Origin of the sequence: Actinoplanes sp. CA-252034, assembly GCF_050956125.1 — a bacterium.
In the GTDB taxonomy this organism is placed as follows: domain Bacteria; phylum Actinomycetota; class Actinomycetes; order Mycobacteriales; family Micromonosporaceae; genus Actinoplanes.
Genome location: NZ_CP191846.1, coordinates 832,964 through 858,482 on the forward strand (window position 1 = coordinate 832,964; position 25,519 = coordinate 858,482).

Consider the following 25,519-nt stretch of genomic DNA (forward strand, 5'->3'; position numbering starts at 1 on the left):
CTCATCCTGCGGCGCGCCATACCCGGGTGGAGACGGCGGATTCGCCGGCCGGCCGGGGTCAGCCGGGGCGGCGGTCGTCCAGCCGGGCGTTCGGCGGGACGGTGAAGTGGGCCTCGTCGATTCCCGATCGGTAATCGGTCAGCAGCATCTCCACCGGTGTGCCGTCGACCGTGCCCGTGAAAGCGGCCACCGTGCCCTCGACCGTCACGCACACCTCGAAAGCCGTGTCGCCGCCGAACCTCAGGCACGAAGCGTATCGACCGGCGATCGTGGTCTCCCGGGGGATGACCTCCGCATCCTGCTCCCTCTTGGCGGCCTCCAGCATGTCGCGGATCGCGGCCGGGGTCACCAGGCCGGTCGAGGCGGGGATCGCTTCGTCGTCGTCCGGTGAGGTGGCGGTGCAGACGGCCTGGTCACCGTCGCCGGCGCAGCGCGTGACGGCGTCCGGGGTGCTGATCAAGCGGCCGGACGGCCAGGTGTAGGCGATCCGGGACGGCGCCTGGGAGCGCACCACCCGGGCGATGGCGCCGCCGGCCAGCCGGTAGGTGGTCGTCCAGGTCAGCGCGTCCGCGGCGGCGACCCGGTCGGCGGCCTCGGCGACCAGCGCCTCGTCGGCGATCCCGGCCGCGCCGGCCTGGTCGAGGCCGGCGCAGGCCCCCGTGGCGGCCATGACCGCAACCAGCAGAGTCGCCGTCCGCAGAGTGCCGGCGCACCGCCGACGGCCGGGGTGGGTGAGGCCGGGCCGGGGACGTTCGCGGTGCGGGGTGGCGGGCACGGGGACCACCCTGGCGCACCGGCGCGACCCCGCGCAATCGAGTATCCGCCGACACTCGTCGATGATTCGGGGGCGAATGGCACGACAATTAACCGGCCGGAGGTCCCCCATTCACGGGGCCCTCCAACCGTATTTCAATTCGATTCTCCGGAGTTATCGAGCGGCCGTCACGGAGGCCTCGGCCAGTGCCTCCTCGGCCAGGGCGGCGGCCGCTGCGGCTTCGCGCCGGGCCTGCAACTGGAGGCGCATCACGTACCGCCGGATGACCTTCGCCTGTCGCTCGTCCTTCTCGAAGATCGCGACCATCTCGGTGACCAGGGGCCCCCGGACCGGGACCTGCTGGCGGATCTGGGCCACCCGGTACGCGATGGCCGGGAACTGGACCACCTCCTCGCCGAGTTGCAGGCGGAGCAGCATCTCCTCGCCGGGCCGCAGGTCGACGTCGCCGAAGTAGGCCCGCACCGAGCGTTCGCTGAGGTCGTGCACCCGCCCGACGCGCTGCGGCTCGTCGGCCCGGACCAGCAGGATGCTCTCACCCCCGCCGCCGCGCACGAAGTTTCGCAGCTGCTCGATCTCCGGGTCGCCGAGCAGCGTGATGTCGATCCGGTTCTCGTCGGTCCTCCGCACGGTCCCCTGCTGCGAGTATCGGCCACGGGGGCCGGCCGGCCAGCGCAGGAGCACGAGGGCGCCGACTCTGAGCCCGGCGTCGGCGAGCGGAAGGGACAGGGTCACGGTGGTCTCGGTGACCCGGACCACGCGGACTTCCGTGAGGATCTCGGCCCCGATGTCCAACTCGACACGCGACCCGTCTGGCGGAAACAGGCTACTGGTCATAGTGCTCATCGCTTCGGCAGGTACGCCGCAGGTTTGAGGCGATCCGGCAGGGGAGTTCACCGGCCGCGCGAACACGCCATTGCCGGACTCGATACGCTCTGCGGTGTGGTCGGCCCGCAGGGTCGCGGACCGAAACTGTATTCGTACAACTTTTAGGGAGCGACACGACCTATGGCCACCATTGAAGCAATCGTCGCCCGCGAGATCCTCGATTCGCGGGGCAACCCGACCGTCGAGGTCGAGGTCGGCCTGGACGACGGGTCGGTCGGCCGCGCGGCGGTGCCGTCCGGCGCCTCCACCGGTGCCTTCGAGGCGCTCGAGCTCCGTGACGGTGACAAGGGCCGCTACCTCGGCAAGGGCGTCGAGAAGGCGGTCGCCAACATCGAGGAGCAGATCGTCGAGGAGCTCGTCGGTTACGAGGCCTCCGACCAGCGCCTGATCGACCAGAAGATGATCGACATCGACGGCACCGACACCAAGTCGTCGCTCGGCGCGAACGCCATCCTCGGTGTCTCGCTCGCCGTGGCCAAGGCCGCCGCCGTCTCCGCCGAGCTGCCGCTGTTCCGCTACCTCGGTGGGCCGAACGCGGCGCTGCTGCCCGTCCCGATGATGAACATCCTCAACGGTGGGGCGCACGCCGACTCCAACGTCGACGTGCAGGAGTTCATGATCGCCCCGATCGGCGCGCCGACCTTCCGCGAGGCCGTCCGCAGCGGCGCCGAGGTCTACCACGCGCTCAAGTCGGTGCTGAAGAAGAAGGGCCTGTCCACCGGCCTCGGCGACGAGGGCGGCTTCGCGCCGAGCCTGTCGGCGAACGTCGCGGCCCTCGAGCTGATCGCCGAGGCCGTCCAGGCCGCCGGCTACACCCTGGGCAGCGACATCGTCCTGGCCATGGACGTCGCGGCGACCGAGTTCCACAAGGACGGGGCGTACGTCTTCGAGGGCTCCCCGAAGTCGACCGACGAGATGATCGCGTACTACGCGAAGCTGGCCGCCGACTTCCCGATCGTCTCCATCGAGGACCCGCTGGACGAGGACGACTGGGCCGGCTGGAGCGCGCTGACCGCCGAGCTCGGCGACAAGGTCCAGATCGTCGGCGACGACCTGTTCGTCACCAACCCGCAGCGCCTGGCCCGCGGCATCGCCGAGAAGGCCGCGAACGCCCTGCTGGTCAAGGTGAACCAGATCGGCTCGCTCACCGAGACGCTGGACGCCGTGGACCTGGCCCACCGGGCCGGCTTCAAGACGATGATGAGCCACCGGTCCGGCGAGACCGAGGACGTCACCATCGCCGACCTGGCCGTCGCGGTCGGCTCCGGCCAGATCAAGACCGGCGCCCCGGCCCGCTCCGACCGGGTCGCCAAGTACAACCAGCTCCTGCGCATCGAGGAGCAGCTGGAGAGCGCCGCCCGGTACGCCGGTGCGGGCGCGTTCCCGCGTTACCGCGTCGGCTGACAGCCGTACAGCGGATCATCGGTTTGTGGCGCCCGCCTCCGGAGGCATAGGTTTCCAGGGCGGGTGCCACTGGCCACGGCTGACGGGAGGGGCGGAGATGACGGAACGCCGCACACCGAGCGGCCAGGGTCCGACCCGTCGCCGCGTCGGAGCGGCCGGCCGGCCCTCCCCGTCCCGCACCAGGAACACCGGTCCCATTCGGGTGCCGTCGGCTCGCCGTACACCCGGGGGGTCCTCCGGCGGCGCAGCCGCGCAGCGCACCGACGCTCCCCGCCCGCGCGCGCTGACCAGCCGGGCCACCATCCTCATCGCGCTCGTCGTCGTTCTCGCTCTCGCCTACACGTACCCCTTGCGGGTGTACCTGGAGCAGGAGTCGCAGATCGCCGAGATGGAGGCGGCGGTGGCCGCGCAGCGGGCCGAGATCACCGCGTCGGAGAAGCAGCTGGCGAAATGGAAGGACCCGGAGTATCTGCGCATCCAGGCGCTGGAGCGTTTCTCCTATGTGCGTCCCGGTGAGACACCGTTGCTCGTCGTGCCCAACGAGGAGGACGAGGCGGCCGCCGCGCAGACCCCGGCCGCTGCCCCCGACCGGTGGTACGACACGCTGTGGAGCAGTGTCCAAGCCGCCAACGCCGAGCCCTCCAACGCGAAACCCCAGGACTGATCCGGACTGATGGACGAACCCACCACCGCCGACCTCGACATCGTGGCGGCCCAGCTCGGCCGCCGTCCGCGCGGCACCCGGGCGATCGCGCACCGCTGCCCGTGCGGCAACCCCGACGTGGTGGAGACCTCACCGCGTCTGGACGACGGCACGCCGTTCCCCACCATGTATTACCTGACCTGCCCGCATGCCACCGCGGCGTGCAGCCGGCTGGAGTCGGCCGGTGTCATGCGTGACATGCAGGAGCGTCTCAGCACCGATCCCGAGCTGGCCAAGAAGTATGCGGTCGCACACCAGGACTATCTGGACCGTCGCACCGCGATCGAGGACGTGCCGGAGATCAAGAACGTGTCGGCCGGTGGCATGCCCGACCGGGTGAAGTGCCTGCACGTCCATCTCGGGCACGCGCTGGCGGCCGGGCGGGGCGTCAACCCGTTCGGCGACGAGGTGCGCGACGCGGTCGAGCCGTATTGGGCGGGCGGCCCGTGCGTGCGCCTGACGGACGGCGAGTGAACGTCCGGCGGGCCCGGACCGGGGACATCCGGGCGATCCGGTCCCTGGTGGACACGTACACGACCGATCGCCGGCTGCTCAGCAAGGCCACCGTCACGCTCTACGAGCAGGTCCAGGAGTTCTGGGTGGCGGAGGCGGAGGACGGCCGGGTGGTCGGCTGCGGAGCACTGCACGTCATGTGGGAGGACCTGGCCGAGATCCGTACGGTGGCGGTCGACCCGACGCTGCGCGGGCGGAAGATCGGTCACCGGATCGTCTCGGTGCTCCTCGACCAGGCCCGTGAGCTGGGCGTGCGGCGGGTCTTCTGCCTGACGTTCGAGACGCGGTTCTTCGGGTCGTTCGGGTTCACCGAGATCGACGGGGCCGCCGTGCCGCACGGCGTCTACGAGCAGTTGCTGCGGTCGTACGACGAGGGTGTCGCCGAATTCCTCGACCTGGAACGGGTCAAGCCGAACACGCTGGGGAACACGAGAATGCTGTTGCACCTGTGAGCGTGCGCGTCGCCGCCGTCGACTGCGGCACCAACGCGATCCGTCTGCTGATCGCGGACGTGGCCGGGGACAAGCTGACCGACGTCTCGCGGCGGATGGAGATCGTCCGGCTGGGGGAGGGCGTCGACCGGACCGGGACGCTCGCTCCGGCGGCGATCGCGCGCACCCGGCGGGCCCTGCTCGGTTACGCCGCCGAGATCGCCGAGCTGGGCGTCACCCGGGTGCGGATGTGCGCCACCTCGGCCAGCCGTGACGCGTCGAACGCGCAGGACTTCCGGGACATGGTCCGCGGGGTGCTCGGCATCGATCCGGAGGTGATCACCGGCGAGCAGGAGGCGGAGCTGTCCTTCCTGGGCGCCGTGAACGGTCTGGACGCCGAGGGCCCGTACCTCGTCTACGACCTGGGCGGCGGCTCCACCGAGTTCGTCACCGGCACGACCGGTGTGGAGCGGTCGATCTCGATGGACATCGGCTGCGTCCGGATGACCGAGCGGCACCTGCACAGCGATCCGCCGACCGCGGCGGAGCTGGCGGCGGCGGAGGCGGACATCGTCGAAGCCGTCGACACGGCCCTGGCGGCCGTGGCCGGGAGATCGGCGCGGACGCTGGTCGGCCTGGCCGGGACGGTCACCACGGTTGCCGCTCTGGCTCACGACCTCGAGGTGTACGACTCCACGCGCATCCACCACAGCCGGATCGACGCTGCGACGGTGGCCCGGGTGACCGATGAGCTCCTGGCGATGACCGTCGCCGAGCGGCTGGCAGAGCCGGTGATGCATCCCGGCCGGGCCGATGTGATCGGGGCCGGTGCCCTGATCATGAAGGTGATCCAGGAGCGCTCCGGCCACGACTTCGTGATCGCCTCGGAGCACGACATCCTCGACGGCATCGCCTTCGGCCTGGCCCTCTGACCCTCCCGCACCCCTCCCCGGGTAGTGCGCTGTTGACGGTACTCCGGATTGCGAAGTAGTGTGCTCCGCGTGGATGCGACGCAGCTGCTCAAAGGGGTGCTCGACCTGGCTGTCCTCGCCGTGCTGCGCGACGAGGACGGCTATGGCTACGACATCCTGCGCCGTCTGCGTGCGGCCGGTCTGGAGGACGTCGGTGACGCCTCGGTCTACGGCACGTTGCGCCGGCTCTTCAACAACGGCCTGCTGAACAGCTACGTGGTGCCCAGCGACGAGGGCCCCCACCGTAAGTACTACGCACTCAACGAGGCCGGCCGCGCCGAGCTGCAGAGCTCCGGCAAGGTGTGGCACGGCTTCGCGTCGATCATGGAAGATCTGCTTCGCGAGCGGGGGAAGGCGTGAACCTCACGGCACAGGACGAGATCGCCGTCTACGTCGAGGGCGTCCGGGAGGCGCTGGCCGGCCTGCCGGCCGCGACCCGTGACGAGTTGCTCGAGGACCTGCCGGAGCACCTGGCCGAGGTGCTGGCCGAGGGCGGCGGCTCGCTGTATGAGCGGCTCGGCCCACCGGCGGCCTATGCGGCTGAGTTGAGCGCGACCGCCGGCTTCACCGCCTCCACGCCGCCCCGGGGGAGCGGTCACGAATCGCGGAGACCGCCGCCCGCCATCGGGCGCGGATCGACCGGGCGCTGCGCCTGGCCGACGAGCAGGTCGGGCCGCTGCTCGGCTATCCGCGGGCGAGCGAGTTCCTGACCCTGTTGCGGCCCGCCTGGTGGGTTCTGCGGGGCTATCTGGCGGCCATGGCCATCGCCTTCATGCTGCACGACCACAGCACACCGCTGGGCCTGCTGCCCCGCGCCGGTGGCGATGACCTGGCCGCGATCCTGTTGATCGGCCTGGGCATCCTCGGGTCGATCTGGCTGGGCCGCCGTGGCCGGCCGACCGCACCGTGGCCTCGGCGCCTGCAGCGGCTGGGCACGGGCTTCCTGGTCCTCTTCGCGGTGATCGGCTTCTTCGAGGTCGACTCGGCGGCGCAGCGTGACTACTACTACAACGTCGGATACACCGATCCCCGCCCCGAGCCGTTGAGTGGCGTTCGCGACGTCTTCGTCTACGACGGTGACGGAAAACTCCTGGTCGGTGTGCAGCTCTACGACCAGGATGGTCAGCCCATCATGCTCGGGGAGCAGACGTGCTACGACGAGGACGGCCAGGAGATGCCGATCACCAATCCGGGATACCCCTACTGTCCCGCACGGGCGCCGTTCCAGAGCGGTGAGCCATCGTTGTCCACAGGTCCATCCACAGGCCCGACGGCGGGTGCCACAGGGCAACCACGAGACGCCAGTCCATCACCGAGTCCCAGCAGGTGACACCGCCGACGGTTGCGTCTCGGCCACGGTGACGAATCAGGCTGCAAAGGGGATCGCGCGCGAGCGACGACGGTCGCTATCCTCGCGTGCCGGCCGATGCCGGCGGTACCCCTTGAAAGGAAAGCCCGATGACAGACCCGGTTGTGCCGCCCTCATCCGGTGGCCAGTTCCCGCCGCCGAACGCGGGGCCCCAGGGTTTCCCGCCGCCGAACGCCGGTGGGCAGTTCCCGCCGCCGAACGCGGGGGCCCCGGGCTTCCCGCCGCCGAACCAGGGTGCTCCCGGCTTCCCGCCCCCGAACCAGGGCGCTCCCGGCTTCGCGCCGCCCGCGCCCTTCCCGGGCACCCCGGAGGGCAAGCCGAAGGGCAGGTTCGCCAAGAAGGCGCTCAGCATCGTGGGCACCCTCGTGGTCATCGCCATCATCGCGGCGATCAAGTTCGGGATCGGCACGGTCCTCTCCGAGGACCCGACCAAGGACGCGAAGGCCGGCGACTGCCTCGGCGTCTCGCAGGAGGTCAAGGAGACCACCACCGAGGTCACCGCCAAGATCGTCGAGTGCTCCTCGTCCGACGCGAAGTACACCGTGCTGGGCCGCGTCGAGGGCATCAAGGACGAGAACAGCACCGCCTGTGACGAGATCATCAACAACGGTCTCAAGGAGGGCGAGGAGGGTGCCGTCATCGCCTCTCAGGAGGACAAGGGCTACCTGCTCTGCCTGAAGGTCAACTGACCCTCGTGACGACTCCGGGCCGGGTCGGTCACGGGCATCGGTGAGATGTCCGCGGCCGACCCGGTGGCGTTCCGTCCGGCGCGGGGATGCTGTGCTGGACGGGTGCTTCCGTCCGGCGCCTCCGCGCGTACCCCCGAAACGGTCGTCGCCCAGGCTGCCGGGGCGGCCTCGCTGACCGCGGTGGACGCCGGTGTCGCGGACTGTTTCGCCTGTCCCCGCCTGGTCGCATGGCGCACCGATGTCGCGGTGACCAAGCGGGCGTCCTTCCGTGAGCAGGAGTATTGGGGTCGCCCGGTCCCCGGGTTCGGCCCGGCCGACGCTGAGATCGCGATCCTCGGCCTGGCGCCCGCCGCGCACGGCGGCAACCGCACCGGCCGGATCTTCACCGGCGACCGTTCCGGTGATGTGCTCTTCGCCGCACTGCACCGGGCCGGCCTCGCCAACCAGCCGACCAGCGTCTCCGCCGACGACGGTCTGGCGTTGCGGCACACCCGGATCTTCGCGGCGGTGCGCTGCGCTCCGCCGGACAACAAGCCGACACCGGAGGAGCGCGACACGTGCGCACCCTGGTTCCGCCGCGAGCTGGAGCTGATCCGGCCGACCCTGCGAGTCGTGGTCGCGCTCGGTGCCTTCGCGTGGGCCGCATGGTGGCCGGCCATGATCGCGGCCTTCGGGGTGCGGCCGCCCGTGCCCCGGCCGAAATTCGGGCACGGAGCCCGGGTCGACGTGCCCGGTGCGCCCGTTCTGCTGGGCAGTTTCCACGTCAGCCAGCAGAACACGTTCACCGGCCGGCTCACCCCCGTCATGCTCGACGACGTGTTCGGCCGTGCGAAGGATCTGGCGGGCCTGGCATGATGCGAGCGCCGACAATCCCCGAGCCACGGATCTGAGCCAGTTATGGACTTCGCCGCACTGCGCCGATGGTGGCCCCTCGCCGCTGTCCTCGGACTGCTCTTCGTGACCTCGCTCGCCGCGACCCGGTCCGCCCCGCAGCTCGACCAGCTCGAGCAGGACGCGGAGCCCACCCGGCCACCGCTGCTGCCGCCGCGCCCGTCCGTGCAGCCCAGCTTCCAGGACAGCGTGCCCGAGCCGGCGCAAGCGCTGCCCGCGTGGGTGGGCACCGCCACCCTCGCCGTGCTGATCATCGGAGCGCTCCTGATGGTGGTGGGGCTCACCTGGGCGCTGGTCCGCGATCACCTGCGCCGCCGCCCGGCCCGGGCCGGGCGGCACCAGCCGCGCCGCGCCCAGCAGACCGCCGACGACCTGGTCGCCGCCCTCGACGCCGGCCTGGAGGAGCTGTCCGACACCGACCGTGACCCGCGCCGGGCGGTGATCGCCTGCTGGGTGCGCCTGGAGGACGCCGCCGCGACGGCCGGCACGCCACGCCATCCCGGCGACAGCCCCACCGACTACGTCGGACGGTTGCTCGCCGAACAGCAGGTCGACGCCGGCGTGCTCGCCGCCCTGCTGGAGGTCTACCGCGAGGCGCGGTATGCGACGCACACCGTCGACGACCAGATGCGGCAGCAGGCACGGTCCGCCCTGGAGCGGCTCCGCGCCGACCTGGGCGCCGCCCGGAGCGGGGTGACGGCGTGAGCGGGTCGTCCTTTCCGGCCGCGCCACGTCCATGCGGAGGTGACGGCGTGAGCGGGTCTCGTCCTTTCCGGCCGCGCCATGTCCATGCGGAGGTGACGGCGTGAGCGGGTCTCGTCCTTTCCGGCCGCGCCATGTCCATGCGGAGGTGACGGCGTGAGCGATGGGGGATTGGACGATCTCTTCAGCATCGCCGACCGCCCGCGGGCGGTCGAGGAGCCGGAGGCCGTCGACAAGCGACGGTCGATCGCCGTCACGCTGGCCGGCAACGCCGCCGTCATCGGCCTGGTCGCCCTGGTCATCGTGGCCGGGCTGCGCGCGCTGGACACGAGCATCTCGCTGCTGCTCCTGGTCAGCCTTCTGATCGGTCTCCGGGTGGTGATCTACGCGGCCCGCCTGGCCGCCCCGCCGCCCTCGCCCCGGCTGCGGTCCCGGATCGGCGCGGGCCCGTCACCGTCCGGCGACGCGCTCCGTGCCGCCGTCCGCCGGTGGGAGCAGAACCTGGACCGGGCCCACTCCGACCCGGATCTGTATGCGCGTAACGTTCTGCCGGTGCTCGCGGAACTGGCCGACGAACGGTTGCGCCTGCGGCACGGCTTCACCCGGGCCAGTGACCCGCGCCGGGCCCGGGAGCTCCTCGGCGACGACCTGTGGTCGGCGCTGTCCGGGCCGGGCCGCCGCGCTCTCAAGGCCCGCGACGTCGAGACTTACCTAGACGCCATGGAACGACTGTGAGAAAGGTGCGCCGGTGACGCAGGCTCTTCCCCCGTACGAGGTCGGGCGGCTGGCCGGGGCGGTACTCGACTCGGTCGGCTCCATCCTGGTGGGCAAGCGGGACTCGCTGGAGCTGGTGCTGGCCGGAATCCTGGCCGGCGGTCACGTGCTGCTGGAGGACATGCCCGGCCTGGGCAAGACACTGACCGCCCGGTCGTTCGCCCAGGCGCTGGGCCTCGACTTCCGCCGGCTCCAGTTCACCCCCGACCTGCTGCCCGCGGACGTCACCGGCTCGTTCCTCTACGACCAGCGCAAGGGTGACTTCGCCTTCCGGGCCGGCCCGGTGTTCACCAACATGCTGCTGGCCGACGAGATCAACCGGACCCCGCCGAAGACCCAGTCCGCCCTGCTCGAGGCGATGCAGGAGAAGCAGGTCTCGGTCGAGGGCGTGACGTACCGTCTGGACCCGCCGTTCCACGTGATCGCGACCGCCAACCCGATCGAGTACGAGGGCACCTATCCGCTGCCCGAGGCCCAGCTCGACCGGTTCCTGCTCCGGGTGTCGTTCGGCTATCCGACGGCGGAGGAGGAGTGGACGGTGCTCCAGCGCCGGATGTCACGCCGTCAGGAGGAGGCGACGCTCTCCCCGGTGGTGGACTCCCGGACGCTCCAGTCGATGCAGGCCGCCCTGGAGTCGGTGGCGGTCGAGGACTCGATCGGCCGGTACATCGTTGCGCTGGCCTCGGCGACCCGCGAACACAGCGCGGTCCTCGTCGGGTCCTCGCCGCGTGGCTCGCTCGCCCTGCTGCTGCTGGCCCGGGCCCGCGCCGTGATGGCCGGCCGTGACTACGTGGTGCCGGAGGACGTGAAGGACGTCGCGATTCCCGCGCTCGCTCACCGCATAACGCTGCGCCCGGAGATGTGGCTGCGCCAGGTCAACCCGTCCTTCGTGGTTCAGGAGGTGCTCACCGCGGTGCCCGCCCCGGCCAGCGGGGCGCTTCCCACGTACGCCCGGCATGACTGACCTGTTGCGCCTCCGGCCGGCCGTGCCCGCACCGGGCGCGGCCGAGTCGTCGTCCGGCCCGGTCTGGGCGCCCACCCGCGCTCTCGGCCGGACGGTCCTGCTCACCGGCCTGCTCCTCCTGCTCGGCGTGGCACTGGGCCGCGTCGACCTGGTCCTGCTCGCGGCGCCGTTCGCGATCGGCGCGGCGATCAACCTGCGCCGCACGCCGGTCGCCGTGCCCGAGATCACCATCAGCGCCGCCGAGTCCCATCTGGTCGAGGGCGGTGACGTCGAGGCGGGACTGACCGTGGCCAACCCCGACTCGATCGACTACGACCTCGTCGTCGTCCGCGCCCGGACCTCGCCCTGGCTGAGGCTGGAGCACTCGGACCGTCCGTTCGCGATCACCGTGAACGCCGACGCCTGGGCCGCGATCGATCTGCCCGGCGAGGCTCTGCGCTGGGGCCGGCAGGACGTCGGCCCGGCCGCAGCGCGCGCCGCCGCGTGTGGTGGCCTGCTGGCCTGCCGTCCGGTGGTCACCCCCGCGAAGGGGGTCCGGGTCTATCCGGTCACCGAGCCGTTCAAGGCGACGGAGGCGATGCCGGCCGCGGCCGGCCTGGTCGGCGCGCACCGCTCCCGGCGGCCGGGTGAGGGCGGAGAGCTCGCGGGGGTACGCCAGTTCGCGCCCGGCGATCGACTCCGACGCATCGACTGGCGCGTCTCCCTACGGACACGTGACCTGCATGTCGCCTCGACCCTGTCGGACCGGGACGCCGAAGTGCTGCTCCTGCTCGACGTCCTCGGCGAGATCGGTCTCTCCGGCGGAGTCCATGGCAGCTCGTCGGTGCTGGACACCACGGTCCGGGCCGCGGCCGCGATCGCCGAGCACTACCTGCACCGGGGCGACCGGGTCTCGCTGCTGGAGTACGGCTCCAACGCCCGCAGGCTGCGCGCCGGCTCGGGCCGCCGGCAGTATCTGACCGTGCTGGAGTGGCTGCTCGACGTACGGCCCGACCAGGCCGGGACCGAGCAGTACGAGAACGTCGTCAGCGCCCACCACGTCTCCTCGTCCGCGCTGGTCGTGGTGCTCACCCCGCTGGTCGACCCGCGGGCCGCCGACATGCTCGCCCAGCTCACCCAGTCCGGCCGGTACGTGGTGGCGGTCGACACACTGCCCGAGCAGGCCGAGCCACCGGCACGCAACCAGTGGACACCGGCGGCCACCCGGCTGTGGCGGATGGAGCGGGAGAACGTGCTGGGCCGGCTGCGCGAACACGGTGTGCCGGTGGTGGCGTGGGCCGGGGCGGGCAGCCTCGACCTGGTGCTGCGTGACGTCGCCCGGCTGGCCTCGGCCCCGAGGGGACGCTGACATGCTCAACGGCCTGAACCGCCGGATCGATCGCTGGAGGACCGCCGCGGGGCGGGCGACCGCCGTGCCGTTCATGATCCGCGGAGGCATCGCCCTGGCCGGCCTGTTCTCCGTCGGTGTGGCCTGGCCGGCCGAGCTGCTGTCCAGCCCACGGGTCATGCTGCCGGTCCTGGCCGTGGTGCTCTGGCCGGCGGCGGCCCCGCGAGGCCGGGGTGGCACGGCTATCGCGCTCACCGCGATCGCCGGCTGGCTGATCGACACCGCCGGGTACGGCGCCCCGGTCGAACTGTGGCGTGTACTGGCACTGGCCACGGTGCTCTACCTGGGGCACACGCTCACCGCTCTGGCGGCTGTCCTGCCGTACGACGCCATGGTCAACTTCGACGTCCCGGCCCTCTGGCTGGGCCGTGCCCTGCTCGTCGTGCTGCTGTCGGCGGTGGTCATCGTCCTGGCGCTGGGCCTGACCGCCGACCTGGGTGGAGAGGCGTTCCAGCTGGCCACCATCGTCGGGCTGATCGCAGCGACGACTGTGACAATGGTCCTAACGCGCATGGTCCGCCGCGAGTGAATTCTGAGTGTTTCGTCACTTGACTTGGGCCGTTGTGATCGTCACAGAACGGCGCATGAAAGGGGCCGCGCGCGCGACAATGGTGGCGTGAATCCGCCGCGCATCGTCGTCGTAGGAGCAGGTCACGTCGGGCTTTACGCCGCCCTCCGCCTGTCCAAGAAGCTCAACCGGAACCGGGCCGAGATCGTCGTCATTGACCCTGTTCCGCACATGACTTACCAGCCATTCCTGCCTGAGGCAGCGGCCGGTAACATTTCGCCGCGACACGCTGTGGTGCCGCTGCGCCGGGAGCTGAAGAAGTGCCGCATCGTCTCCGGTGAGGTCACCAAGCTCGAGCACACCCGCAAGGCCGTCACGATCCAGCCGATCGACGGTCCGGCCTACGAGATGGAGTACGACCACATCATCGTGGCCCCCGGCTCGGTCTCGCGCACCCTGCCCATTCCGGGTCTGCGCGACCGTGGCATCGGTCTCAAGACCATCGGTGAGGCCATCTACCTGCGTAACCACATCCTCGACCGGCTCGACGTCGCCGCCGCGACCCCCGACGAGGACGTGCGTAAGGCGTCGCTCAACTTCGTCTTCGTCGGCGGAGGCTTCGCCGGCATCGAGGCGCTCGCCGAGATGCAGGACGTCGTGGCCGACGCCCTGAAGTACTACCCGGAGCTGGACCCCAAGGAGGTCCACTTCATCCTGGTCGAGGCCAGCAACCGGATCCTGCCCGAGGTCGGCCCGGAGATGGGCGCCTACACCGCCCGTCAGCTCGCCGCCCGCGGTGTCGACCTGCGCCTGAGCACCTTCCTGCAGTCCTGCGTCGACGGCCGGATCGTGCTGTCCGACGGTGACACGTTCCGCGCCGAGACCCTGGTCTGGACCGCGGGTGTGAAGCCGTCGCCGATGCTGGCCAACACCGACCTGCCGCTCGGGCCGAAGGGTCACGTCAACTGCCTGCCCACCCTCCAGGTCGCCGACCTCGAGACCGATGAGGTGTGGGAGGGCGCCTGGGCCGCGGGCGACTGCGCGCAGGTCCCCGACCTGACCAACCCGGGTGCCTACTGCTCGCCCAGCGCGCAGCACGCCGTCCGGCAGGCCAAGGTCCTCGCCGACAACATCGCCCAGGTGGTCCTCGGCGGCGCGCCCAAGGAGTACCGCCACAAGCATGTCGGCGGTGTCGCGGGTCTCGGCCTCAACAAGGGTGTCGCGCACGTCTACGGCATCAAGGTCAAGGGCTACCCGGCCTGGCTGATGCACCGCTTCTACCACGTCAGCCGGATCCCGTCGTTCAACCGCAAGGTGCGCGTGGTGGCCGACTGGGTGCTCGCGTTCATGCTCAAGCGGGAGACCGTGGCCCTCGGCCAGCTGCACAGCCCGCGTGAGGAGTTCACCGAGGTGACCCCGCCGGTCGAGCTGCCCGCCGAGAAGAAGGTCCGCGCCGCCGCCCGTTGATCGGGCCAATGCCGTTTCCACTGCCCGGGCGCCACCAGCTACGGTGTTCGCAGGCCGCCCGGGTGGTGGAATGGCAGACACGGCCGCCTTAAAAGCGGCTGCCCAAAAGGCGTGCGGGTTCGAGACCCGCCCCGGGCACCATCGTCCACGGTCGCGGCGGGCCCGTCGCGACCGTGATCGTTATCGCACGCGCCCTGAGCAGCATAAAAACACGGGTTTTTCAGCCTGCTCACAGCATTCGGGTGCGGCGCGAACGGCACTCACCGCTTACCCTTGAACGCAGGCATAGCGCCGCAACCTCAAGGGAGGCTGGAAACAGTGAAGACATCTAACCCGGTGCTCTCGCGCCTCGGCCAGGCGGCCGAGCGGGAGCGAGCGGCCGGGTACGGGCCATACGGGCCGGCCGCGCAGCCGGGTTACGGTCAGCCGGCATACGGCGACCCTTACCCCACTGCGACGGGCTACCCCTCCGCTCCTCCGGCCGTCCAGCCGATGACCATCGACGACGTCGTCGTCAAGACGGTCACGGTGCTCGGCATCACCGGCGCCTCCGCGGTCGCCGCGTGGACGCTCATCCCCGACGCTCTGATGGGCCCGGCCTGGATCGGCGCCGCGCTGACCGGGCTCGTGCTCGGCCTGGTCATCTCGTTCATGCGGATGGCCAACCCCGCTCTTGTGATCGCTTACGCGGTCATCGAGGGCGTGTTCGTCGGCATGGTCAGCAAGTTCTTCGAGTCGCTCTACGACGGCATCGTCCTCCAGGCGGCAACGGCCACGTTCGGCGTCTTCTTCATCATGGGGGCGCTCTACAAGGCCCGCGTCATCCGGGCGACGCCGAAGTTCGTCAAGGGCATGATCGCCGTGATGGCGGGCCTCTTCGCCGTCATGCTGATCAACTTCGTGCTGGCGATGTTCGACATCAACACCGGTCTGCGTGACGGCAGCCCGCTCGCCATCGGCTTCAGCCTCGTCTGCATCGTGGTCGCCTCGTTGAGCTTCATCCTCAACTTCAACGAGATCGAGGAGGGCGTGCGGATGGGTCTGCCGGCGCGCTACTCGTGGACCGCGGCGTTCGGCATCCTGGTCGGCCTCGTCTGGCTCTACATCGAGATCCTGCGCCTGCTGAGCTACTTCCAAGGCGACGACTGACGGTTCGTCCGTCGTCACGAGCAGCGCCCGGCCCGCCTCCCCGCGGACCGGGCGTTGTCCCGATCACACCGAATGCCCGTCCCGCGCTCCTCGCGCAGGGCGGGCATTCGCCCTTCCCAGGGTCGGGCGGTCCCGGGCGGGTCTCCGCCCTTGCCGTGGTCGGGTGGTCCGGGTCGGGCATTCGCCCTTGCCGTGGTCCGGCGGTCCCGGGCGGGTCTCCGCCCTTGCCGTGGGCGGGTGGTTCCGGTCGGTTATTCGCTCTTCGCCTCGCCGGGTATCGTCGCCGGGTGCCCGACTTCGCTCCCGCCATCGAGCGCCTGCTGACCCAGGTCCACCACTGGGACGAGCCGCGCTGGCGGTCGGCCTCCGCATCCGCCGGGCTGTCCCGTTCGGCGCTGGTCCAGGGCCTCGTGCAGCAGCTCGCCGACCTCGGCGCCGAGGCCGAGAAGCGCCCGGCCCGCCCGGTGCCGCACCTCCACGACCTGGTGCTCCGCGACCAGCTGCGGGTCCTGGCCGACGACATCCTCGCCGCCGACCCCTCCGACGACCTGCTCGAACGCGCCACGAAGGCAATCAACGACACCCGCGATTCCCTGGTACGCACCTGAGCGCCCCGCCGCGCCACCCAGTCCCGCCGCGACCACGCGACGAATCCCGCGCACGGACCGAAACGCGACCGCCGGGCTGAATGCGGCTCTCACCACGCTGTCGCCCGACCGGCCCACCACGGCTGTCGCCCGACCGGCCCGAGGGCATGATCTGTGGTGCGGGGCAAGGCTGCGAGGCTGTCGCGCGCCGGGCCTGACATGGTGATCTGTAGTGCGGCTCAGGCCGCATGTCGTCACGCTGTTGCGAGACCGGTTCGGCGTGGTGGTGCGTGGTGCGGGTTGCGGGTCGTCACGCTGTCGCTCGGCCGGTTCGGCGTGGTGGGCGGGTCGTGGGTCGTCGTGCTGTTGCGCGGCCGGTTCGGCGTGGTGGTGTGTGGTTCGGGTCGCGGGTCGTCACCCTGTCACCCGGCCGGTCCGGCGTGGTGGGGCGGTCGCGGGTCGTCGTGCTGTCAGGCGGCCGACCCGACGTGGTGATGCGTGGTTCGCTGTCGCTCGGCCGCCTCACGTCGGGGTGCGGAGCGGGACCCGCGGGCGGAGTCGGGCAGAGAGCGGGCCCGGCACGTGGTGCGACGTGCCGGGCCCGAGCAGGGGTGGTGCGGTCAGCTGAGGCGCTCGATGATCAGGGCCATGCCCTGCCCGCCGCCGACGCACATGGTCTCCAGGCCGATGCTCTTGTCGTGCCAGTCGAGCGAGTTCAGCAGGGTGCCGGTGATGCGGGCGCCGGTCATGCCGAACGGGTGGCCGACCGCGATGGCGCCGCCGTTCACGTTGAGCTTCTCGATCGGGATGCCGAGATCCTGGTAGGAGGGGATCACCTGGGCGGCGAACGCCTCGTTGATCTCGACCAGGTCGACGTCGCCGATGGTCATGCCGGCCCGCTTGAGGGCCTGCTTCGACGCCTCGACCGGGCCGAGGCCCATGATCTCCGGTGACAGAGCGGTGACGCCGGTCGAGACGATCCGGGCGAGCGGCGTGATGCCCAGCTCACGGGCCTTGGTGTCGCTCATGATGACGACCGCGGCGGCACCGTCGTTGAGCGGGCAGCAGTTGCCGGCGGTGACCCGCCCGTCTGCCCGGAAGACCGGCTTCAGCTGGGAGACCGCGTCGATGGTGACGCCGGCGCGAGGGCCGTCGTCCTTGGAGACCACGGTGCCGTCGGGCAGTGTCACGGGGGTGATCTCCCGATCCCAGAACCCGTTGGCGATGGCCTTCTCGGCGAGGTTCTGGCTACGTACCCCGAATTCGTCCATCTCCTCGCGGGAGATGTTCTTGACCTGAGCCAGGTTCTCGGCGGTGTAGCCCATCCCGATGTAGATGTCCGGGGTCAGGCCGTCCTGGCGCGGGTCGTGCCAGGTGGTGCCGTTCTTCGCGGACATGACGGTACGGGCCTGGGCGTCGGCGAAGTACGGGTTGTTCCACGAGCCGCCGACGAGTTCCTGTGCGGCCGAGGGCAGGCCGTCGGAGCTGCCGCGGGCGAATCGGGACACGGTCTCGACACCGGCCGAGACGAAGATGTCACCCTCTCCGGCCTTGATGGCGTGGAAGGCCATCCGGGTGGTCTGCAGCGACGACGAGCAGTACCGCGTGACGGTGGCGCCGGGCAGGCCGTCCAGGCCCAGCTTGGTGGCGACGACGCGAGCCATGTTGAAGCCCTGTTCGCCGCCGGGGAGACCGCAACCGAGGTAGAGGTCCTCGATGAGCGTGCGGTCCAGCTGCGGCACCTTGGCGAGGGCGGCGTCGACGATCGTGGTGGCGAGGTCGTCGGGGCGCAGATCCTTCAGCGAGCCCTTGTGGGCGCGGCCGATGGGGGAGCGGGCAGTGGCGACGATGACAGCTTCCGGCATACGGCCAGTTTACTCATCGGTAACATGGTCGGAAGCGCGAATTTGTCACACGCCGTGAAAAAACCCCGTCCGTATGGTCGCAACCGCCGCCCCAACGCCGCGGAGACGGCCATGGAAGCCACGCCGGGTGTCAGACCTCGGTCATCGCGGCCTTCGCCACCGCCGGGTAGAGCGCATGCGCCCACACCCGATAGCCGTCGGCCGACGGGTGGAAGCCGTCGTAACAGAGGGTCCCGGCGTCGGCGCGGAACACGGCGCCCGTCTCGGAGGCCAGATCGACGACCACACCTCCGGCATCGGTCACCGCCTTGGCCTGGGCTTTCGCCAGCCGCCGCCCGATGAGCCCGGCGATCTGCCGCAGCGGCGGCGCCATCGACCGGGAGGCGCCCAGATCGGGGCAGGTGCCGACGACCACCTGGACGCCGGCCGAGCGCAGCCGGCGGACGGCCTGGGCGAGATGGCCGGCCGCGTCCTCGGCGGCCCGGCCGGAGGCGGCGTCATACGAGCCGATGAGGATGACGGCCACGTCGGGGCGGTCCCCGAGCAGCGCCCGGGCGACCTGGGTGGCGAGGTCGCTGGACCGTGACCCGGCCACACCGACGCTGGAGAGCAGCACGTGCCGTTGCCCGTTGCCGGGGGAGCCGTCGGCGAGCAGCCGGGCGAGCTGGCCGCCGACCGTGTCGGACAGCCACTCCACACCGACGCCGACCGCCGCCGAGTCACCGAGCAGCACCAGGCGCAACGGCGGCGCGCTCTGCGGGCCCATCGAGGTACGCAGAGCGAGCCCCATGGTGGGCTTCGCATATCTCCGCGCCTTGGCCGCCAGCATCTCGCCGGCCAGCAGGGCGACCCCGCCCACCGCCCCGGCGAGCAGGCTGGTGGCCGCGGCCCTGGTCAGACGTTCCGGCAGTCCGGCCATGTCCCGCCTCCCTGCGTCAGCCGACCTGATGATCCTCTGGGGTATACCCTACGGCCCCGTCGGTGGGGTCACCGCTGGGAACGGGGGCCGCAGCCGTCGGCCGTGAACTGAACCAGCGGTAGCGCCGCATCCGGGCCCACCGGCCCGCCGGGGCGACCTCGGTGCCCGGGGCGCGGACCGCCTCGTCGGCCGCCTCGGGCAGGGTGCGCACGTCCTCGGCGACCGGAAGGGTCACGCGATCGCCGGTTCCGAGCACGGCCATCACCGTCGGCATCATCACGGACACGGCTCTCGCGTACCCCTCGACCGACGGGTGGAAACGATCCTCGCTGTACATCCGTGCGGGGTAGGCCTCGAACATGGGGCCGAGCAGGTTGCCGATCGACACCGTACGCCCGCCGGCCTCGACCACCGCGACGGTCTGCGCGGCGGCCAGCTGACGGCTCCAGCGCCGGGCCAGCCAGCGCAGCGGCGGCTTGATCGGCTGGATCGCGCCGAGATCGGGACAGGTGCCGACTACCACGTGGCAGCCGGCCGCGCGCAGCCGGCGCACCGCATCCCCGAGATGGCGCACCGCGGCCGGCCGGGCCGAGACGTGCGTGACGTCGTTACCGCCGATCAGGATGATCGCCAGGTGGGGTTGATATTCCAGGGCGGCGTCCACCTGGTACGGAAGCCCGGCCGACACCGAGCCCACCACGGCCAGCCGGTGCAGGCGGACCGGGCGGCGCAGGCGGCGCGAGATCCCGGTGGCGAAGAGGGCGCCGGGCGTCTCACGGGGACGGTGTACGCCGTACCCCGCAGCTGATGAGTCTCCCAGGATCACCAACTCCAGGGCCTTGCCGCCGAACTTGGCGCCGTAGACGCCGTCGCCGCGCGGTGGTGGCGCCTCGGCCATCGGGATCACCCGGCGTGCCTCGGCGGCCTGGCGCATCAGCAGCACCGCGGAGAAGGCGGTCAGACCTGCGGCTGCTCCGGCGACCCGGCCGGCGGTCTTGACCCACCGCCAGCGGATGTCCGCTACATCAATGCTGCTCATAGTCTCCCTCGCGGTCGTCGAAGGGAACCATCCGGCTCGCCCATGATCGGCATGTGTTCGCGGAGTTCGAGGCTAACTCGTGCCGGCGAGAGGCAATCATGGCGCGTTCCCGTCATGCTGGAGTTGCGGAAAGGGGAACAGAGATGGCCAAGACGTTGAAACGTGCGGCGGCGTTCACTGCGCTGGCCCGGGCGCTCACGGCGGGTAGCCGCGGTGGGCCTTCGGTGGCTCAGCGCCTCGGCGCGCTCCCACGGATGATCAAGGCGAGCACCAGGGGTGAGTATGACGGCGGTATGCGGCTGGCGCTGATGGCGGCGGCCACAGCGTACGTGGTGTCGCCGATCGACGCCGTCCCCGAGGCGTTCATCTGGGTCTTCGGGCTGATCGACGACGCGGTGGCGGTGACCTGGCTGGCCGGCGCCGTGCTCGCCGAGACCGATCGGTTCCTGGAGTGGGAGAAGACCGGCCGGCCCGCGGTCGTAAAGTAAGACGTGCGCTATTACGACAACGTAGTCGAGATCATCGGCAATACCCCCTTGGTCCGGTTGAACAGCGTGACCGAAGGCATCAGTGCCACAGTGCTGGCCAAGGTCGAGTACTTGAACCCCGGCGGCTCGGTCAAGGACCGGATCGCGCTGCGGATGGTGGAGGACGCCGAGAAGGCGGGCCTCCTCAAGCCGGGCGGCACGATCGTCGAGCCGACCAGCGGCAACACCGGCGTCGGGCTGGCCCTGGTGGCCCAGCGGCGTGGGTACAAGTGCGTCTTCGTCTGCCCCGACAAGGTCAGCGAGGACAAGCAGAACGTGCTTCGGGCATACGGGGCCGAGGTGGTGGTCTGCCCGACCGCCGTGGCCCCGGAGGACCCCCGTTCCTACTACAACGTGTCCGACCAGCTCACCCGGGACATTCCGGGCGCCTGGAAACCGGACCAGTACAGCAATCCCGCCAACCCACGCTCGCACTACGAGGACACCGGCCCCGAGCTCTGGGAGCAGACCGGCGGCAAGATCACCCACTTCGTGGCGGGCGTCGGCACCGGCGGGACGATCAGCGGCGTCGGGCGCTACCTCAAGGAGCAGGGGCCGGTGCGGGTCATCGGCGCCGACCCGGAGGGGTCCGTCTACTCCGGCGGCACCGGGCGTCCCTACCTGGTCGAGGGCGTCGGTGAGGACTTCTGGCCGACGGCGTACGACCGGAACGTCACCGACGAGGTGATCGAGGTCAGCGACTCGGACTCGTTCGAGATGACCCGCCGCCTCGCCCGTGAGGAGGGCCTGCTCGTCGGCGGCTCCTGCGGCATGGCCGTGGTGGCCGCGCTCGAGGTGGCCCGCAAGGCCGGCCCCGACGACGTCATCGTGGTCCTGCTGCCCGACGGCGGCCGTGGCTATCTTTCCAAGATCTTCAACGACAGATGGATGGCGCGGTACGGGTTCCTGCGTACCCAGTCGGGCACGCCGACAGTGGCGGACGCCCTGGCCGGCAAGGGTGCCGAGATCCCGCCGCTGATCCACGTGCACCCGACCGAGACGGTGCGCGACGCCATCGACTACATGCGGGAGTACGGCGTGAGCCAGCTCCCCGTGCTCAAGGCCGAGCCGCCCGTGGTGACCGGTGAGGTGGCCGGCTCCATCTCGGAGAAGGCGCTGCTGGACGCGCTCTTCACCGGCCAGGCCCACCTGCACGACACGATCGAGCGGCACATGGGCGACCCGCTGCCGATGATCGGTGGGGGCGAGCCGGTCGCCGAGGCCGTCGTCCTGCTGGAGAAGTCGGACGCCGCGATGGTGCTGGTCGACGGCAAGCCCGCCGGCGTCCTCACCCGTCAGGACCTGCTGGCGCACCTGAGCTAGCCGGCTGAGCTGCCGGCTTCGCTTCGCTCCGCGACAGAATGCCTTTTGACCGGTGCCGGGCCAGTCGATTCTCCGCCACCCAGCAAACCCCGCTGGGCGTCGGAGGCTCGGCTGGCCCGGCACCGGCGGCATTTTGCCGGCCGTTCTGTGGGTACGTCCTCGCGGAAACGGTGGGGTGGGGGTGCAGGTCTTGGGGTGTTGGGCATGGACCGTTACGGATAGTTGCTGTAGTCGCACAGACAGTCCGACCGCTCGGCGGCCCGCTGCTGTTGTATGTGTCGTGACGGAGCTATGAGCCACTCCCGGACGAAGGGGTAGGGGATGGTCGACGTCGACGAGGCGGCGCCCGCCGACATCGTGGACCGCCTGCTGTGGCGGGACGCGCAGCACATGCTCGACCGCCATGTGGCGGCCCGGAACGGCAACTGTGCCTGTTGCGGATGGCGCTGGCCGTGCTCGGCCCGCCGGCTCGCCGAACGGGCCGACGCCGTGGCCCGGCGCCCGTGGCGTGAGGTGTGGACGCTGCGGCACGACCTGAACAGCATGCGTGCCCTGCCCGGAAAACGGGCCGGGCTGGACGAGATCGGCAGCCGGTACACCGGCGCCGGCCCTCATCACCGCAATCACGACCACCGGAGGTATCGAGCCTGACCCCAGGACCACGACGTCGCCGACAATGCTTGACCGTCCCCCGGCAAGTACGGCTTCCCGGCCCGGCCGACGTCGACCAGCGGTGACACCGGAGCGCCCCGCCAGCGCACCGGTATCCCGCGCCCAGACCCGCCCTTGAAACTGGATCCCAGATCGGCACGCCTCCGCTGATCGAGCGCCTCCGGCCAGGCGCATCCGGTACGGGCGGGGCGGTGGGCGGGAGCACGCGACTACAGGTTCCCCCGCATTCACTCGGTCGCGTGTTCCCGCCCAACCAGCAAACCCGTGTCAGCGCAGCGAACGTGAGTAACGAAGCTGCGGCAGCGGATGATCGTTGATCGGCGCGACCCTGGTCGCGCCGTCAGGCGTCCAGCCGCCCCGCTCGTAGAACCGCCGCGCCACCGGATTGTCGGCCAGCACCCACAGCACGGCCCGGTCCACGTCGAACCCGGCCAGCTGACCCAGCGCGCTGATCATCAGCTGCCGGCCGATGCCCGAGCCGACCCGGTCCGGCTCCACATGGATCGCATAGAGCTCGGCGGCGCCGTCCGTCTCGCTCGGGCCCACGTAGGTGAACCCGGCCAACTCCCCGTCGGCCTCGGCGACGGTCATCAGGTGCGTCTCCCGCTCCCACTTCCAGCGCTCCACCCACCAGGCGCTCAGCGCCTCCGGCCCCCGGGCGGCGAACGTCTCCGGCGGGACCAGGCCGGCGTAGGCGGCGGCACGCGAGCGATGATGCAGCGCGCCGACAGCGATCAGGTCGGCGTCCTCAACCGGGCGCAACAGAACGGTCATGCCCACAGGAAACCAGTCCGTCGGCATCGCCCGACGGCCGGTGTGGCGGTCAGCCCACCGACCGGGAGGGCACCTTCACCCGGGACAGGTCCTCGGCGATCACCACCGGGCCGTCGAACTCCCGGCGAGCTTCCTCCAGGAAGCGGTTCGGTTCCGGATAACGCTGCGAGAAGTGCGTCAGGACCAGCGTGCGTACGCCGCACTCGCGCGCGACCGCAGCGGCCTGGCCGGCCGTGAGATGCCCGACCTGGGCGGCGAGCTCCGCGTCCTCGGACAGGAACGTCGACTCGATCACCAGCATGTCGACCCCCTGTGCCAGCTCGAACACGCTGTCGCACAGGCCGGTGTCCATCACGAAGGCGAAACTCTGGCCGGGGCGGGCCACGCTCACCTGATCGAGGGTGACGTCACCGAGCCGACCGGTCCGCTGCAGCTCACCGACGGCTGGGCCGCCGATGCCGTGCTCGGCCAGCAGGGCGGGCACGATCCGACGCGAGTCCGGTTCGGTCAGGCGGTACCCGTACGTCTCGATGGGGTGTCGCAGCGGAAGCGCGATGAGGCGCCCCGCGGACGTCTCCACCTCGAATCCGGCGCCGACCGGTCCGGGCACGATCTCCGCGTTGTCCCAGTAGCTGGTGGCGTGCCGCAGGCGGTCGAAGAACTCCTGCCCACCGGCCGGGTAGTGGACGGCGACCGGGTGCGGCACCTTGTCGAGCGAGATCCGCTGGAGGACGCCGGGCAGGCCGAGGCTGTGGTCGCCGTGGAAGTGGGTGATGCAGATCCGCTTGATCGGGGTGACCGGGAGGCCCGCCATCAGCAGCTGGCGCTGGGTGCCCTCGCCCGGGTCGAAGAGGATCACCTCGTCGTCCCAGCGCAGCAGGTAGCCGTTGTGATTGCGGTGCCGGGTCGGCACCTGGCTCGCGGTGCCGAGCACCACCAGCTCGCGTGTCACTGGATCTCCCCCGTCGACCGACCCCGGATATGAAGCGACCCCTGGGGACTTCCGCGCTCGAAACCGAACGCGGTCCGGTCGGACTAGGCCGGATCCCCAGGGGTCGGGTGGCTGTCTGGTATTCGCCGCACCGCTGCCACACGGTCTCGACGTACTTCACTTACGAAGCTGTCAAGGACAGCGGCTAGCGGACAGCCACCTCACGAGTCCCGTTGCTATACAACTTCGGACCACCTCCCTTCACGTGTACGGCCACGTTATCCATCCCGCGGAGGGAGTGCCAACGAATTTGAATCACTACAGACGCGGGAATATCAGCGGGGAGTCGTTGGTCGCCTCGACCAGCAACGAGGCCGGGCCGACGATCTCCGGGTCGGGCACGCCGACGATCTCCGGGTCCTTACCGGCGTAGTTGAACCTGTTCAACACGTGCCGCATCGCGTTCAGCCGGGCCCGCTTCTTGTCGTTGCTCTTCACCACCGTCCACGGGGCGTCCGCGGTGTCGGTCCAGAAGAACATCGCCTCCTTGGCCTCGGTGTAGTCGTCCCACTTGTCCAGGGACTTCAAGTCCATCGGCGAGAGCTTCCACTGCCGGACCGGGTCCACCTGGCGGATCGCGAACCGGGTCCGCTGCTCGCCCTGCGTCACCGAGAACCAGAACTTGACCAGCTTGATGCCCGAACGGACCAGCATCCGCTCCAGCTCCGGGGTCTGCCGCAGGAACTCCAGATACTCCTTGCGGTCGCAGAAGCCCATCACCCGCTCCACGCCGGCCCTGTTGTAATAGGACCGGTCGAAGAGCACGATCTCCCCGGCGGCGGGCAGGTGCTTGATGTAGCGCTGGTAATACCACTGGGTGCTCTCGCGCTGGTTCGGTTTCTCCAGCGCGACGACCCGGGCGCCCCGCGGGTTCAGATGCTCCATGAACCGCTTGATCGTGCCGCCCTTGCCGGCCGCGTCCCGGCCCTCGAAGAGGATCAGCAGGCGCTCCCCGCTGTCCTTGCACCAGTTCTGCAGCTTCAGCAGCTCGATCTGGAGCAGGCGCTTGTCGTGGTCGTACTCCGCGCGGGGCATTCGCTCGTCGTAGGGATAGTCCTCCCGCCACGTGTCCACCGGCTCGCCGTCGGCATTGAGCAGACGGGGGTCGTCGTCCTCGTCGTCGACGACCCGGTAGCCGGACAGCTCGGCGATCGGCCCGTCGTAGGGGTTGGTGCTCGCCTGGTCGAACTCGGATTGCATACGACGATTCATACCCGCGAAGACCGAGACCGCAACCGGC

The 25,519-nt window shown here is 70.6% G+C and carries 30 protein-coding genes and 1 tRNA gene; 22 read left to right on the forward strand and 9 right to left on the reverse strand.

Features of this window, described 5'->3' with window-relative positions:
• Positions 1 to 58 precede the first annotated feature (58 nt).
• Together ACQPZW_RS03880 and ACQPZW_RS03885 are read right to left on the reverse strand one after the other, a co-directional pair.
• A complete protein-coding gene (locus tag ACQPZW_RS03880) occupies positions 59 to 775 on the reverse strand; it encodes a hypothetical protein (protein ID WP_433793458.1) in 717 nt (238 codons plus the stop codon).
• Positions 776 to 928: 153 nt separating this feature from the next.
• The gene (locus ACQPZW_RS03885) at positions 929 to 1,567 is read right to left on the reverse strand and encodes a hypothetical protein (protein ID WP_433793459.1); all 639 of its coding nucleotides are present in this window, start codon (positions 1,565 to 1,567) and stop codon (positions 929 to 931) included.
• Between the two features lie 213 nt (positions 1,568 to 1,780).
• Between ACQPZW_RS03885 and eno the strand changes: the two genes are divergently transcribed.
• The 15 genes from eno to ACQPZW_RS03960 all read left to right on the forward strand — a co-directional run bounded on the left by eno (position 1,781) and on the right by ACQPZW_RS03960 (position 12,987).
• Complete coding sequence (gene eno, locus ACQPZW_RS03890; RefSeq protein WP_433793460.1) at positions 1,781 to 3,064, forward strand: phosphopyruvate hydratase; 1,284 nt, start codon at positions 1,781 to 1,783, stop codon at positions 3,062 to 3,064.
• Between the two features lie 97 nt (positions 3,065 to 3,161).
• Positions 3,162 to 3,728 carry an FtsB family cell division protein gene (locus ACQPZW_RS03895; RefSeq protein WP_433793461.1) on the forward strand — a complete coding sequence of 189 codons (567 nt, stop codon included), beginning with the start codon at positions 3,162 to 3,164 and terminating at the stop codon, positions 3,726 to 3,728.
• Positions 3,729 to 3,737: 9 nt separating this feature from the next.
• Positions 3,738 to 4,241 carry a DUF501 domain-containing protein gene (locus ACQPZW_RS03900; protein ID WP_433793462.1) on the forward strand — a complete coding sequence of 168 codons (504 nt, stop codon included), beginning with the start codon at positions 3,738 to 3,740 and terminating at the stop codon, positions 4,239 to 4,241.
• Positions 4,238 to 4,732 (forward strand): amino-acid N-acetyltransferase, encoded by a 495-nt coding sequence (locus tag ACQPZW_RS03905; RefSeq protein WP_433793463.1) that lies wholly within the window; start codon positions 4,238 to 4,240, stop codon positions 4,730 to 4,732. Before ACQPZW_RS03900 ends, ACQPZW_RS03905 begins: the two co-directional genes overlap by 4 nt.
• Positions 4,733 to 4,734: 2 nt before the next feature.
• Positions 4,735 to 5,643, forward strand: coding sequence for an exopolyphosphatase (locus ACQPZW_RS03910; protein ID WP_433797413.1), 909 nt, complete (start codon positions 4,735 to 4,737; stop codon positions 5,641 to 5,643).
• A gap of 69 nt (positions 5,644 to 5,712) precedes the next feature.
• Positions 5,713 to 6,042, forward strand: a complete 330-nt coding sequence (locus ACQPZW_RS03915) for a PadR family transcriptional regulator (protein ID WP_433793464.1) — start codon at positions 5,713 to 5,715, stop codon at positions 6,040 to 6,042.
• A complete protein-coding gene (locus ACQPZW_RS03920; protein ID WP_433793465.1) occupies positions 6,039 to 6,392 on the forward strand; it encodes an HAAS signaling domain-containing protein in 354 nt (117 codons plus the stop codon). Before ACQPZW_RS03915 ends, ACQPZW_RS03920 begins: the two co-directional genes overlap by 4 nt.
• Positions 6,393 to 6,439: 47 nt before the next feature.
• The gene (locus ACQPZW_RS03925) at positions 6,440 to 7,012 is read left to right on the forward strand and encodes a hypothetical protein (RefSeq protein ID WP_433793466.1); all 573 of its coding nucleotides are present in this window, start codon (positions 6,440 to 6,442) and stop codon (positions 7,010 to 7,012) included.
• 128 nt (positions 7,013 to 7,140) lie between these two features.
• The gene (locus ACQPZW_RS03930) at positions 7,141 to 7,740 is read left to right on the forward strand and encodes an LppU/SCO3897 family protein (RefSeq protein WP_433793467.1); all 600 of its coding nucleotides are present in this window, start codon (positions 7,141 to 7,143) and stop codon (positions 7,738 to 7,740) included.
• A 45-nt stretch (positions 7,741 to 7,785) separates the two neighbouring features.
• On the forward strand, positions 7,786 to 8,595 hold the full coding sequence (locus tag ACQPZW_RS03935) for a uracil-DNA glycosylase (protein WP_433793468.1): 810 nt from the start codon (positions 7,786 to 7,788) through the stop codon (positions 8,593 to 8,595).
• Positions 8,596 to 8,637: 42 nt separating this feature from the next.
• The gene (locus ACQPZW_RS03940) at positions 8,638 to 9,336 is read left to right on the forward strand and encodes a DUF4129 domain-containing protein (RefSeq protein ID WP_433793469.1); all 699 of its coding nucleotides are present in this window, start codon (positions 8,638 to 8,640) and stop codon (positions 9,334 to 9,336) included.
• Between the two features lie 153 nt (positions 9,337 to 9,489).
• Complete coding sequence (locus ACQPZW_RS03945) at positions 9,490 to 10,068, forward strand: hypothetical protein (RefSeq protein ID WP_433793470.1); 579 nt, start codon at positions 9,490 to 9,492, stop codon at positions 10,066 to 10,068.
• A 13-nt stretch (positions 10,069 to 10,081) separates the two neighbouring features.
• Positions 10,082 to 11,071 (forward strand): AAA family ATPase, encoded by a 990-nt coding sequence (locus tag ACQPZW_RS03950; protein WP_433793471.1) that lies wholly within the window; start codon positions 10,082 to 10,084, stop codon positions 11,069 to 11,071.
• Positions 11,064 to 12,419, forward strand: a complete 1,356-nt coding sequence (locus tag ACQPZW_RS03955) for a DUF58 domain-containing protein (RefSeq protein WP_433793472.1) — start codon at positions 11,064 to 11,066, stop codon at positions 12,417 to 12,419. The genes ACQPZW_RS03950 and ACQPZW_RS03955 overlap by 8 nt, the downstream gene beginning before the upstream one ends.
• Before the next feature lies 1 nt (position 12,420).
• Positions 12,421 to 12,987: a hypothetical protein gene (locus ACQPZW_RS03960; protein ID WP_433793473.1), complete on the forward strand. Its 567-nt coding sequence runs from the start codon at positions 12,421 to 12,423 to the stop codon at positions 12,985 to 12,987.
• 15 nt (positions 12,988 to 13,002) lie between these two features.
• Here ACQPZW_RS03960 and ACQPZW_RS03965 read toward each other — a convergent pair whose 3' ends face one another.
• Complete coding sequence (locus ACQPZW_RS03965) at positions 13,003 to 13,197, reverse strand: hypothetical protein (protein ID WP_433797902.1); 195 nt, start codon at positions 13,195 to 13,197, stop codon at positions 13,003 to 13,005.
• Here ACQPZW_RS03965 and ACQPZW_RS03970 point away from each other — a divergent pair.
• The 4 genes from ACQPZW_RS03970 to ACQPZW_RS03985 all read left to right on the forward strand — a co-directional run bounded on the left by ACQPZW_RS03970 (position 13,138) and on the right by ACQPZW_RS03985 (position 16,190).
• Positions 13,138 to 14,433: an NAD(P)/FAD-dependent oxidoreductase gene (locus ACQPZW_RS03970; protein ID WP_433797415.1), complete on the forward strand. Its 1,296-nt coding sequence runs from the start codon at positions 13,138 to 13,140 to the stop codon at positions 14,431 to 14,433. The two genes, ACQPZW_RS03965 and ACQPZW_RS03970, sit on opposite strands and share 60 nt — an antisense overlap.
• 56 nt (positions 14,434 to 14,489) lie before the next feature.
• Positions 14,490 to 14,574 (forward strand) — tRNA-Leu (locus ACQPZW_RS03975).
• 177 nt (positions 14,575 to 14,751) lie between these two features.
• The gene (locus tag ACQPZW_RS03980; RefSeq protein WP_433793474.1) at positions 14,752 to 15,582 is read left to right on the forward strand and encodes a Bax inhibitor-1/YccA family protein; all 831 of its coding nucleotides are present in this window, start codon (positions 14,752 to 14,754) and stop codon (positions 15,580 to 15,582) included.
• Positions 15,583 to 15,869: 287 nt separating this feature from the next.
• A complete protein-coding gene (locus ACQPZW_RS03985) occupies positions 15,870 to 16,190 on the forward strand; it encodes a hypothetical protein (RefSeq protein ID WP_433793475.1) in 321 nt (106 codons plus the stop codon).
• Positions 16,191 to 16,789: 599 nt separating this feature from the next.
• Here the strand turns inward: ACQPZW_RS03985 and ACQPZW_RS03990 are convergent.
• From ACQPZW_RS03990 to ACQPZW_RS04000, 3 genes are all read right to left on the reverse strand, one after another.
• Positions 16,790 to 18,034, reverse strand: a complete 1,245-nt coding sequence (locus tag ACQPZW_RS03990) for an acetyl-CoA C-acetyltransferase (RefSeq protein ID WP_433793476.1) — start codon at positions 18,032 to 18,034, stop codon at positions 16,790 to 16,792.
• A 130-nt stretch (positions 18,035 to 18,164) separates the two neighbouring features.
• On the reverse strand, positions 18,165 to 18,953 hold the full coding sequence (locus ACQPZW_RS03995; protein WP_433793477.1) for an SGNH/GDSL hydrolase family protein: 789 nt from the start codon (positions 18,951 to 18,953) through the stop codon (positions 18,165 to 18,167).
• A 16-nt stretch (positions 18,954 to 18,969) separates the two neighbouring features.
• The gene (locus ACQPZW_RS04000; protein WP_433793478.1) at positions 18,970 to 19,992 is read right to left on the reverse strand and encodes an SGNH/GDSL hydrolase family protein; all 1,023 of its coding nucleotides are present in this window, start codon (positions 19,990 to 19,992) and stop codon (positions 18,970 to 18,972) included.
• A 143-nt stretch (positions 19,993 to 20,135) separates the two neighbouring features.
• Between ACQPZW_RS04000 and ACQPZW_RS04005 the strand changes: the two genes are divergently transcribed.
• The 3 genes from ACQPZW_RS04005 to ACQPZW_RS04015 all read left to right on the forward strand — a co-directional run bounded on the left by ACQPZW_RS04005 (position 20,136) and on the right by ACQPZW_RS04015 (position 22,493).
• The gene (locus tag ACQPZW_RS04005; RefSeq protein ID WP_433793479.1) at positions 20,136 to 20,480 is read left to right on the forward strand and encodes a YkvA family protein; all 345 of its coding nucleotides are present in this window, start codon (positions 20,136 to 20,138) and stop codon (positions 20,478 to 20,480) included.
• Positions 20,481 to 20,483: 3 nt separating this feature from the next.
• Entirely contained in the window at positions 20,484 to 21,842 is a 1,359-nt protein-coding gene (locus tag ACQPZW_RS04010; protein WP_433793480.1) for a cystathionine beta-synthase, read from the forward strand.
• 321 nt (positions 21,843 to 22,163) lie between these two features.
• On the forward strand, positions 22,164 to 22,493 hold the full coding sequence (locus ACQPZW_RS04015) for a hypothetical protein (protein ID WP_433793481.1): 330 nt from the start codon (positions 22,164 to 22,166) through the stop codon (positions 22,491 to 22,493).
• 288 nt (positions 22,494 to 22,781) lie between these two features.
• Here ACQPZW_RS04015 and ACQPZW_RS04020 read toward each other — a convergent pair whose 3' ends face one another.
• The 3 genes from ACQPZW_RS04020 to ppk2 all read right to left on the reverse strand — a co-directional run bounded on the left by ACQPZW_RS04020 (position 22,782) and on the right by ppk2 (position 25,479).
• On the reverse strand, positions 22,782 to 23,288 hold the full coding sequence (locus tag ACQPZW_RS04020; protein ID WP_433793482.1) for an N-acetyltransferase family protein: 507 nt from the start codon (positions 23,286 to 23,288) through the stop codon (positions 22,782 to 22,784).
• Positions 23,289 to 23,337: 49 nt separating this feature from the next.
• On the reverse strand, positions 23,338 to 24,240 hold the full coding sequence (locus ACQPZW_RS04025) for a ribonuclease Z (protein WP_433793483.1): 903 nt from the start codon (positions 24,238 to 24,240) through the stop codon (positions 23,338 to 23,340).
• Between the two features lie 297 nt (positions 24,241 to 24,537).
• Complete coding sequence (gene ppk2 / locus ACQPZW_RS04030) at positions 24,538 to 25,479, reverse strand: polyphosphate kinase 2 (RefSeq protein ID WP_433793484.1); 942 nt, start codon at positions 25,477 to 25,479, stop codon at positions 24,538 to 24,540.
• Positions 25,480 to 25,519: the final 40 nt, after the last annotated feature.

Excerpts from the sequence above, each read along its gene's own strand:
- ACQPZW_RS03990 (WP_433793476.1), bottom strand. The coding sequence starts at position 18,034 with ATGCCGGAAGCTGTCATCGTCGCCACTGCCCGCTCCCCCATCGGCCGC.
- eno (WP_433793460.1), top strand. The coding sequence starts at position 1,781 with ATGGCCACCATTGAAGCAATCGTCGCCCGCGAGATCCTCGATTCGCGG.
- ACQPZW_RS04020 (WP_433793482.1), bottom strand. The coding sequence starts at position 23,288 with ATGACCGTTCTGTTGCGCCCGGTTGAGGACGCCGACCTGATCGCTGTC.
- ACQPZW_RS03925 (WP_433793466.1), top strand. The coding sequence starts at position 6,440 with ATGGCCATCGCCTTCATGCTGCACGACCACAGCACACCGCTGGGCCTG.
- ACQPZW_RS04015 (WP_433793481.1), top strand. The coding sequence starts at position 22,164 with ATGGTCGACGTCGACGAGGCGGCGCCCGCCGACATCGTGGACCGCCTG.
- ACQPZW_RS03940 (WP_433793469.1), top strand. The coding sequence starts at position 8,638 with ATGGACTTCGCCGCACTGCGCCGATGGTGGCCCCTCGCCGCTGTCCTC.
- ACQPZW_RS03995 (WP_433793477.1), bottom strand. The coding sequence starts at position 18,953 with ATGGCCGGACTGCCGGAACGTCTGACCAGGGCCGCGGCCACCAGCCTG.
- ACQPZW_RS03900 (WP_433793462.1), top strand. The coding sequence starts at position 3,738 with ATGGACGAACCCACCACCGCCGACCTCGACATCGTGGCGGCCCAGCTC.
- ACQPZW_RS03935 (WP_433793468.1), top strand. The coding sequence starts at position 7,786 with ATGTCCGCGGCCGACCCGGTGGCGTTCCGTCCGGCGCGGGGATGCTGT.
- ACQPZW_RS04000 (WP_433793478.1), bottom strand. The coding sequence starts at position 19,992 with ATGAGCAGCATTGATGTAGCGGACATCCGCTGGCGGTGGGTCAAGACC.
- ppk2 (WP_433793484.1), bottom strand. The coding sequence starts at position 25,479 with ATGCAATCCGAGTTCGACCAGGCGAGCACCAACCCCTACGACGGGCCG.
- ACQPZW_RS04005 (WP_433793479.1), top strand. The coding sequence starts at position 20,136 with ATGGCCAAGACGTTGAAACGTGCGGCGGCGTTCACTGCGCTGGCCCGG.
- ACQPZW_RS03960 (WP_433793473.1), top strand. The coding sequence starts at position 12,421 with ATGCTCAACGGCCTGAACCGCCGGATCGATCGCTGGAGGACCGCCGCG.
- ACQPZW_RS03895 (WP_433793461.1), top strand. The coding sequence starts at position 3,162 with ATGACGGAACGCCGCACACCGAGCGGCCAGGGTCCGACCCGTCGCCGC.
- ACQPZW_RS03955 (WP_433793472.1), top strand. The coding sequence starts at position 11,064 with ATGACTGACCTGTTGCGCCTCCGGCCGGCCGTGCCCGCACCGGGCGCG.
- ACQPZW_RS03930 (WP_433793467.1), top strand. The coding sequence starts at position 7,141 with ATGACAGACCCGGTTGTGCCGCCCTCATCCGGTGGCCAGTTCCCGCCG.